This window comes from Streptomyces sp. NPDC006655, from assembly GCF_040703965.1.
Taxonomy (GTDB): domain Bacteria; phylum Actinomycetota; class Actinomycetes; order Streptomycetales; family Streptomycetaceae; genus Streptomyces.
Genome location: NZ_JBEYJU010000185.1, coordinates 1 through 7,865, shown reverse-complemented (window position 1 = coordinate 7,865; position 7,865 = coordinate 1). Strand labels below are relative to the sequence as shown.

The following is a 7,865-nucleotide window of genomic DNA, read 5'->3' as shown; positions in this document are numbered from 1 at the left end:
AGGTACGACAAGTTGGCGGTCCGCTACGAGGCGACCGTGCTGGTCGCAGCCATCAACGAATGGCTATGACCAGCACATTTGAAACGCACCCTAGTACTCCAGTGCGGTTTCGTGATCTATCCAGCGGGTCCGTCGGCGGATCGTCGTTGGTAGTGGCTGCGTCGCGCTGTTGCCTGGTGGCGTCTGCGCCAGGTGGACCAATGCAGCAGTCTGGCGGCAGTCATGGCCGGTGGGGTAAAGACGGCGACGAGCAGGTGACGGATCTCCGGGACGGTCAGCATGATCGGGTCGTGGCTGCGGGCGGGATGTTGCGGATCGGCAGGCCGGGCGGGGTTGGCGTCGGCGGCGAGGGCGGTCAGGAAGGCCAGGGCCAGCATGGCGAGCGTGATGTGGCGGTGCCATGAGGTCCAGTGCCTGACCTGGTAGTGATCCAGGCCGACTTGGCTCTTGGCGGCCTGGAAGCACTCCTCGACGCTCCAGCGGACACCGGCGACGCGGACGAGCTGGTGCAGGGTGATCTGGTTGGGTGACCAGCACAGGTAGAAGGCGAGTTCACCGGTGGTCTGGCTGCGGCGGATCAGCAGGTGACGATGGACGCCGGTGCCGATGTGGATCCAGGCCCAGTCGTAGTAGCGCGGGCCCTTCGCGCCGGCTCCGGCGCTGTGCCGCTGCCAGGCAGAGGCGGGCAGGCGGTCGGCGAGGACATCGGCGCGGACAGGGGTGCGGCCCTGGTTGATCCGGACCCGAGTGGAGCAGGCGACGGCCATCACGTAGCCGATGCCGATCCGCTCCAGGCGTGCGCGTAACTGCGGGTCCTGGCCGTAGGCTTCGTCGCCAGTCACCCACGATGCACTCACTCCGGCGTCCAGCGCGGCGACGATCATCTCCTCGGCCAGCCGGGGCTTGGTCGCGAAGGGGAGGTCCTCGGGCACCCCGGCAGCGTGGCGGCGCTCGGGATCGGAGCACCAGGAGCGCTCGGGCAGGTAGAGCCGTCGGTCGATCAGCGCGCGTCCCCGCTCAGTGGCATAGGCGAGGAACACGCCGACCTGGGAGTTCTCGATCCGGCCGGCTGTGCCGGTGTACTGGCGTTGCACCCCCGCCGACATGCTGCCTTTCTTCACGAAGCCGGTCTCGTCCACGATGAGAACGCCGTCGTCGCCGAGATGGTCGACGACGTAGGCGCGGACATCGTCACGGACGGCGTCGGCGTCCCAGCGGGCATAACGCAGCAGGCGCTGCATCGGCCCGGGCCGGGCGTGACCAGCCTGTTCAGCCAGTTGCCAGCAGTTCTTCCGCTCGGTAGCCGACAGCAGCCCGAGCAAGTAGGCGCGGGCCGTGGCCCGAGGCTCAACTCGGCCGAACCGCCCGGCGATACGAGCCATGACCTGGTCGAACAACACCCGCCAGCGGGCAGGGTCTACGCTATGGCCCGCGGCCACCGCACGATCTTCGTTTGTCCACACACCAACCGATGATCACGCGGTGGCCGTACCCGTTCCCAGCCGGGTCCGCCACAAGATCGCGAAGTCAGACTGGAGTACTAGGTGGCGCTCCCGGCGGGCGGGGCCGGGGGTGGAGGACCGGCAGTCGTCCCACACGCCGGGCCGCGGCGCGCGTACGTCGGTATGTCGCTTTCGGGGCCGCTGCGACTTCTGGGGAGTGCCTAAACTTTGCTCCCCCTCCGGCGCCCTCGCCGAGAGTATGCCGGTGCACGTGCGCATCTGGACGTGCGGCTGCGGCACGACCCATGACCGGGCCGTGAACGCGGCGAAGAACCTCCTGGCCGCCAGGCCGGCGGCGACAGTCGAGGTAACAGAGCCCGGGCGGCCTGCGGAGGCTACCTCTGCTTCGAGGACGAGGCAGGCTTCACCCGCCGGCCGCCCAAAGGACGCACCTGGGGTCGGCGCGGCCGCACCCCGATCGTGACGGTGAGCGGCCGACGCTCGGGACGCCTTTCCGTGGCCGGGCTGATCGCCGTGCGGCCCGGCTCGCGGACCCGGCTGTGCCATCGCCTGCGCACCCATCGAGCCGGCAACGACAGACGCCGCAGCACGGGCGAGCGGGACTTCATCGCGCTGATCGACGGCGTCCACTCGTCATGGCGCCGACCGTGCTGGTCTGGGACCGCCTCAACACCCACCTCTCCGACGCCATACGTGAGCTGATCACCGAACGGGCCAGGCTGATCGTGTTCCTACTGCCCGCCTACTCACCCGACCTCGACCCCGTCGAGTGGGTATGGCCACACGTCGAGCGCAGCCTGGCCAACTTCGCCGTGGCTGATGCCCAGTTCATGGCAGGTCTGGCGCCAGGTGTTCTGGGTGTAGGCCCGGGCGTGGCCTACACCGAGGACCTGTCCGACGAGACCGCCGCGACCTGCGCCGGCTTCCTCACGCCGGCCACAGTGGTGTGGCTGACCTGGAAGCGTTCCGCAGCCCGCCGCAGGGGCCAGTTGTCGTCGACGACACACCGGGCCAGACGCAGCCTGCCGGTCGGCGTCAGCGGGACATTACGGTGGGACACGGGGGCCTCCTGCGGTCGGGCGTAGATGTCGCAATCCACACCGAACCCAGAAGGCCCTCACCTGTTCAAACACCCAGCCCGCGTGTCACCAACGCCCCGAGACAGCACACCTGGACCGGCTCGAAACCCTCATCGGCAACCGGCTCAAACGACTCCAGTACCGGTCCGCCGCCCTCCACGGCTTCATGACGGGCACCGGCCCTGACCCACGACCCAGCCTCACTCTGACGGACCGAAGTCAGCAAAGCCGGAATCCCCGCCCCCCGTGGTCGGCTCACAGCCGATCTCATGAGGTGAGGCGGCGGTAGCAGACGAGAGCGGTCCGGCCGCCGACGGCAGCGGCATCGTCGACAGTGGCGGTGTGCTGGTGCTCGCCCACTCCGAGAAGCACGACGCCATCGCGGCCTGGACGAAGACCTTCGGCCGTCACCCCGCGCCTCCCGAAAACACGTGAGACATGGAACGCATGTCGGTTACCGGCAGCGACGCCATCCCCAACGATCGATGCCACTCGGGCGTCCTTCGTCGGCCCGGGCCCGGGCCATTCCCGGGCCAGCGATGCCACCAAAGCCGAGAGCAGCACTGTTTGCGCTGGTCAAACGATGCGCTGCCGTTGTACCACCATCAGACGAAGAACCTCCTTGTCTCGTACTCGCCGAAGAAGCTCGGCTTCTTCTAGAGCTTTTTAAGGGTGCGGGTTACGTCGGTTGGATGCACCTGGGCGCTTGAGCGAGTGGGCGCGTCAGCCCGCGATCGGAGCGCTACGTCCTGACGGCGTGGGGTGGCGGTGGGTCCTGGCGTCGATCGGCGCCTCTGGGGGCTGTTATGTCAGTGGCGCCGGTTATGTTGCCGGGCATGACAAGTTGGATCGACTGCGGCGTCACGGCGTGGGTGGAAGAAGAGCGGTACCGGGAAGACGAAACGGTCCTGGTCTATTTCAAGGGGACCAGCCTGGCCGCCATGGCTGAAGGCCTGTCCGCGCAGCAGCGGCCGCCGTTCGCCTACGGCAACGACCCAGCACCCGGCGACTGGGGCGTGATCGTGCACCATATGTTCAACCGCGACGACTACGACGAGATCGACTACCGCAGGCTGTGCCCCCAGGGCGCTGAGCTGATGGTGTTCGTTCCCAACCCGTGCGTTGCCAAGGCCCACGGGCCCAAGGCATACCACTACAAGGACGGCCAGATATCGTCCTGCATCGACTACGAGAATCCCGAGTACGTCGGAGAATACTGGCCCAACAAGATGGCCCCCCTCATCACGGCGGCCGGGCTGGACCATCGGAACGAGACCTACGAGGAGCAGCTGACCCAGCTGGTCTGTGACCACCTGGGGCTGCCCGCATTGGATCGCGACACCATCACGGTGGACCGCGACCTGGTGGCCTCCTACTTCTAGGAGATCTTTGACGTTGGCCAGAGATCTCTTCAGGTGCGATCACACGCCCTTGTCCCACGCCAAAACGACGGGACCGCCGAGCTGCTGGTGCGCGGCATCCAGCAGGCGGGCGTGGTCGGTCTCGGTGAAGCCCTTGCGACGACCCTTGGCGGGACCGCGGTCGAGGTGGATGCGGTAAATCAGCCGCGGCCGGTGGCCGGCCTTGATGCAGATCAGCGCGGCCATGGCCCTGGCCGGCCTCGTCCTCGAAGCAGACCCAGGCGCCCAAGTCCGCCGCCCTCTTTTTTTGACGGGCCACTGCTCGTCCTTTCCAAGCGTAGATCTTCGCCTCGTCCCGCTCTGTGGCCCTTCGGGAGGGCACCTGCACACTCCAGCCGATCCGGTGCAGCAGCAGGTCCAGCCCGGCCAGGGTGTACTCGACACCGAACCGGCGGCGAACGATCTCGACGATCCTCGACAACGTCCAGCACTGGTCGGACCAGCCCGAAGCCGCCGGGCCGGCATCCAACAGAGCTTCCAAGCGTCGGAGTTGTTGTCGGAGTTGTTCCACATCGAGCTTGCAGCGGGCGCCACTGGGGCCCATGGAGACCAGAGCCTGCCGACCACCCGAAGCCAACGCCCGCCGCCACCGGTTCGCCGACATCCGCGTCACCCTGAACCGCCGGGCCACCTCCCGGTCGCTGGCCCCGGTCTCGATCAGATCGGCGGCCGCGAACCGGACCTGCTCACGCCGAGACCGGCCAGGAAAAGGGCGCCTGAGCGGGGGAATCTCCCGCCAGGCGCCCTGCTCGGTCACTGTCCGAGCAGCAAAGCGAAAAGATGCCTTGCTCCCGATTTCTGCCACTGGTGCCCCCAGGTGAGCAGGAGGCCGCGGTGTCGATGTAATCGCCCGCTGCGTTCTGGAAGATCCTGCCGTCGACGGCGACACCGAAATGGGCGATGTGGTCTCGGAGCATGCGCACGAGCACCGGCGGGGTGGGAACCGGGCGCGTCGCCTTGGCCGCGCGGGGCTTACAGGCCGGGTGCCCTCACTCGGTGTGGTCTCGGATGAACGCGTCGTACGCCTCGGGTGTCTGCGCAGCGGGGAGCGGCCGGTACAGCTCGTGCGGGCCGGCGAGGAGCTGGCGGGCGACGAGGTCAGCGTGGATCGCTTGGAGGTGGGAGATCTCCCCGGCGTTCGGATTGACCGCCGCCTCCGTGGGCGCGTGCACGTTGTCGAGGACGTCGTCGGTGCGGGGCGTGCCGAGGGTCAGCACGTCTCCGAAACCCGTTCCGGCGGCGTCCCGCTGGGTGAGCGCGGGCAGCGACCAGCGCTCTTCGACGGTCTTGAGGACACTGGTGTGGTCCAGTGGGGTCGCGTTGCCCCCGGGGCGGAACACGATGCCCTTGTCGATCAACGGGGACACCAGCACGGCCGGTACCCGGACGCCGAATCGACCGAAGTCGAAGCCGAACTCGCCCGCGGTGCCGTCCCCGGGCGCGGTGGCCGTGGCCGGGGGCGGGACGTGGTCATAACACCCGCCGTGTTCGTCGTAGGTGATGACCAGGAGCGTCTTGTCCCAGGCGGGGCTGTCGTGCAGGGTGCGGTACACCTGTTGGAGGAGTCGTTCGCCGGCGGCCACGTCGTTCACTGGGTGCTCGCTGTTGCCGGTGGCCGCCCAGCTCGGTTCGAGGAAGGTGAAGACGGGCAGCGTGCCCGCTGCGGCAGCGGCCTGGAAGTCCGTGAACACGCCGAAGTGGCTGGCGCCGGCGCTGTGGATGTCGGGGAAGTTTCCCCTGGTCAGCGGGTCCAGGATATAGCCGTACACCTTCCAGTCGAGACCCTCCCGGCTGAGCAGGCCGAAGATGCTCGGACAGGTGAAGGTGTGGGTGTGGTCGTCCATGTGCCCCTGGCTGGTGGCGGCGCAGGCGAACGCGCGGTTCGGCATCGTCTCGGTCGGCGCCGAGCTGAACCAGTGGTCGCAGACGGCGTAGCCGCGGGCCAGGGCGGACAGGACGGGCAGACTCTCGGCCGTGTGGCAGCGCATGATGTCGCCGTCGGTGGTCCCCGGGATGATCGTCGGCCGGTGGCCCGGCGGGTTGGTCTGCGCCTGCTGGGTACGCAGGGCCAGTGTGTCGGCGAAGTTCGTGACGAAGCCGTTCATGGTCGCCGTCGGTGGTGACGGCGGCGTGAGTGAGCCGAAGAGCTGTGCGTTGGTCGGTCGGTAGCCTTCGCCCGGATTCACGCCCGGCGTGAAGTAAGGATGCGGATCTGTCGGGAGAATACGGCTGACCTTGACAGGCTGTCCCTGCTTGTCGGGATTGGACTCCGTGCCGGTCAGTCCTTCGTAGGGCTGGCCGGAGAGTGAGACGTTGTTCTGGTCGGTGTAGAGGAAGCCGAGCAGATGGTCGAACGAGCGGTTCTCCAGCATGAGGACCACGAGGTGCTCCGTGGCCGAGAGCTGGTTTCCGTGGGACATCATTCCCTCCCTCGGCTCGGCAGCCACTGGTCCCGCGGTGTCGCGCGGCGCTCACGCCGACTGCCGACGCGCGGCCGGTCGGCGTAGCGGGCCGCGACTGCATCGGCGGTCATTTGCTGCCATCCAGTGCCCTTCGTGACGTCGAAGACTCCGATGTAGCCGCCGGGCAGGAGTTCGAGGGGGTTCTTGATGCGTCCGAGGTAGTCGAACTGCGTTCCGTTGGCGGGACGGCCCGGCTCGAACCAGGCAGGGAGGACGAAGTCGCTGACCAGAGTGCCGTCAATCTCGTAGGCGTTGGAGTCGTCCTCGCAGGCGTCGCACACCTCGTAGGCGTACAGCTTGCCGGCCGTGGCGGTCGGCTGGTCGAACACCGTGAGGTTGATGTTGGGATCCGCGAGCTCTTCGAGGAGTTCGTGACTGACCGTCACGGTCCACTGTTCGCCGAACTGCAGGTCGGTGGCCGCGAACACCTTGGCCAGCGGCAGGAAGTTCGAGGTGAGGTCGTGGTAGCCCAGGGCGCCGGCCTGGTCCGAGTTGTCCAGGACCACCAGCCACCAGGAGTCCTCGGAGAGCTTGTCACTGGCGACGTACGACAGTTGGGCGTCGATTCCCCAGGCCGGGGCGAAGTGTTCGGTGACCTGCTTCTGCAACGCAGGCACCACGGCCGCGACATCGCCGTCCTTCAGGACTGTGCTCTCGTTGGTCACTTGGATTTTGACGTTCGGCATTTCTCCTCCAGTCGTGTGAAACGCGGAAGGTGAAAGGGCATGGACCACCACGAACAGGCATGGACCACGCCGCCAACTATGGGCGGCGGGCCGTGACAGCAGCGTGACGGCGACGCGACGGCATGTGCCACGAACGGGAAGGGGCGCCGCAAGAAGGCTGTAGCGCCACTACCCGGGGCATCTTTCGACAGGCCGCGCCCCGCGCCGCAAGATGGAAACGTAGACGTGTACCGCCGAGGAGTTTGATCGAGCCCATGGCGATACAGAAGGTGGCAGGCCGGAGCAGGGCCGGGGCGGCGGCCCCGGCGGGGAACACGCGGCGTTCCGCCGTGACCTGGCCGCACGGTCCGTGTGGTCCGGCCGATGCGGAGACCGCGTCCCCGCATCTGGTCACGCTGGGTGGCTTCGCCCTCATGGTCGACAACCAGCTGGTGCAACTTCCGTCCAGCTCGGAACGGCTGCTGGCGTTCGTCGCGCTGTGCTGCCGGGCGGCCGTCCCCCGGGGCCTGATCGCCGGAACACTGTGGCCGGACGCCCCCGAATGCCGCGCCCACGCCAGCCTCAGATCCGCCCTCTCACGCCTGCACGACACGGGCAGGCGGGCACTCGAGGTGGGACAGGGCGAGGTCTGAGGTTCCCCCGCTGTGCGGGGCGGCTGACTAGCCTCGGGCTTTCGTGAGGTGATCTGTCCGAGGCTTGATCACAAACGCGAGAAGTGCTCCTGACCTGGAACGATAGGACTTGTCGAGGGTCC

Annotated in this window: 6 protein-coding genes and 4 pseudogenes; 4 read left to right on the top strand and 6 right to left on the bottom strand. The window is 67.7% G+C overall.

Going from position 1 to position 7,865, the window contains the following annotated elements; all coding sequences use genetic code 11:
• Window positions 1-116 precede the first annotated feature (116 nt).
• Window positions 117-1,382, bottom strand: a complete 1,266-nt coding sequence (locus AB0958_RS43750) for an IS701 family transposase (RefSeq protein WP_366896059.1) — start codon at window positions 1,380-1,382, stop codon at window positions 117-119.
• A gap of 283 nt (window positions 1,383-1,665) precedes the next feature.
• Here AB0958_RS43750 and AB0958_RS43745 point away from each other — a divergent pair.
• A pseudogene (locus AB0958_RS43745) lies at window positions 1,666-1,788 on the top strand (zinc ribbon domain-containing protein); the annotation flags it as partial.
• A 310-nt stretch (window positions 1,789-2,098) separates the two neighbouring features.
• Window positions 2,099-2,212 (top strand): annotated as a pseudogene (locus tag AB0958_RS43740) (IS630 family transposase); the annotation flags it as partial.
• 185 nt (window positions 2,213-2,397) lie between these two features.
• On the opposite strand, the pseudogene AB0958_RS43735 reads toward AB0958_RS43740, so the two are convergent.
• A pseudogene (locus AB0958_RS43735) lies at window positions 2,398-2,523 on the bottom strand (leucine zipper domain-containing protein); the annotation flags it as partial.
• Window positions 2,524-3,378: 855 nt separating this feature from the next.
• Between AB0958_RS43735 and AB0958_RS43730 the strand changes: the two are divergent.
• Window positions 3,379-3,924, top strand: coding sequence for a hypothetical protein (locus tag AB0958_RS43730; protein WP_366896058.1), 546 nt, complete (start codon window positions 3,379-3,381; stop codon window positions 3,922-3,924).
• Window positions 3,925-3,963: 39 nt separating this feature from the next.
• On the opposite strand, the gene AB0958_RS43725 is transcribed toward AB0958_RS43730, so the two are convergent.
• The 4 genes and pseudogenes from AB0958_RS43725 to AB0958_RS43710 all read right to left on the bottom strand — a co-directional run bounded on the left by AB0958_RS43725 (window position 3,964) and on the right by AB0958_RS43710 (window position 7,111).
• Window positions 3,964-4,149 (bottom strand): transposase, encoded by a 186-nt coding sequence (locus tag AB0958_RS43725; protein WP_366896057.1) that lies wholly within the window; start codon window positions 4,147-4,149, stop codon window positions 3,964-3,966.
• Window positions 4,150-4,291: 142 nt separating this feature from the next.
• Window positions 4,292-4,720 (bottom strand): annotated as a pseudogene (locus AB0958_RS43720) (winged helix-turn-helix domain-containing protein); the annotation flags it as partial.
• Window positions 4,721-4,952: 232 nt separating this feature from the next.
• A complete protein-coding gene (locus AB0958_RS43715; protein ID WP_366896056.1) occupies window positions 4,953-6,386 on the bottom strand; it encodes an alkaline phosphatase family protein in 1,434 nt (477 codons plus the stop codon).
• Window positions 6,383-7,111 carry a hypothetical protein gene (locus AB0958_RS43710; protein WP_366896055.1) on the bottom strand — a complete coding sequence of 243 codons (729 nt, stop codon included), beginning with the start codon at window positions 7,109-7,111 and terminating at the stop codon, window positions 6,383-6,385. The genes AB0958_RS43715 and AB0958_RS43710 overlap by 4 nt, the downstream gene beginning before the upstream one ends.
• 254 nt (window positions 7,112-7,365) lie before the next feature.
• Between AB0958_RS43710 and AB0958_RS43705 the strand changes: the two genes are divergently transcribed.
• Window positions 7,366-7,743, top strand: a complete 378-nt coding sequence (locus AB0958_RS43705) for a hypothetical protein (RefSeq protein ID WP_366896054.1) — start codon at window positions 7,366-7,368, stop codon at window positions 7,741-7,743.
• Window positions 7,744-7,865: the final 122 nt, after the last annotated feature.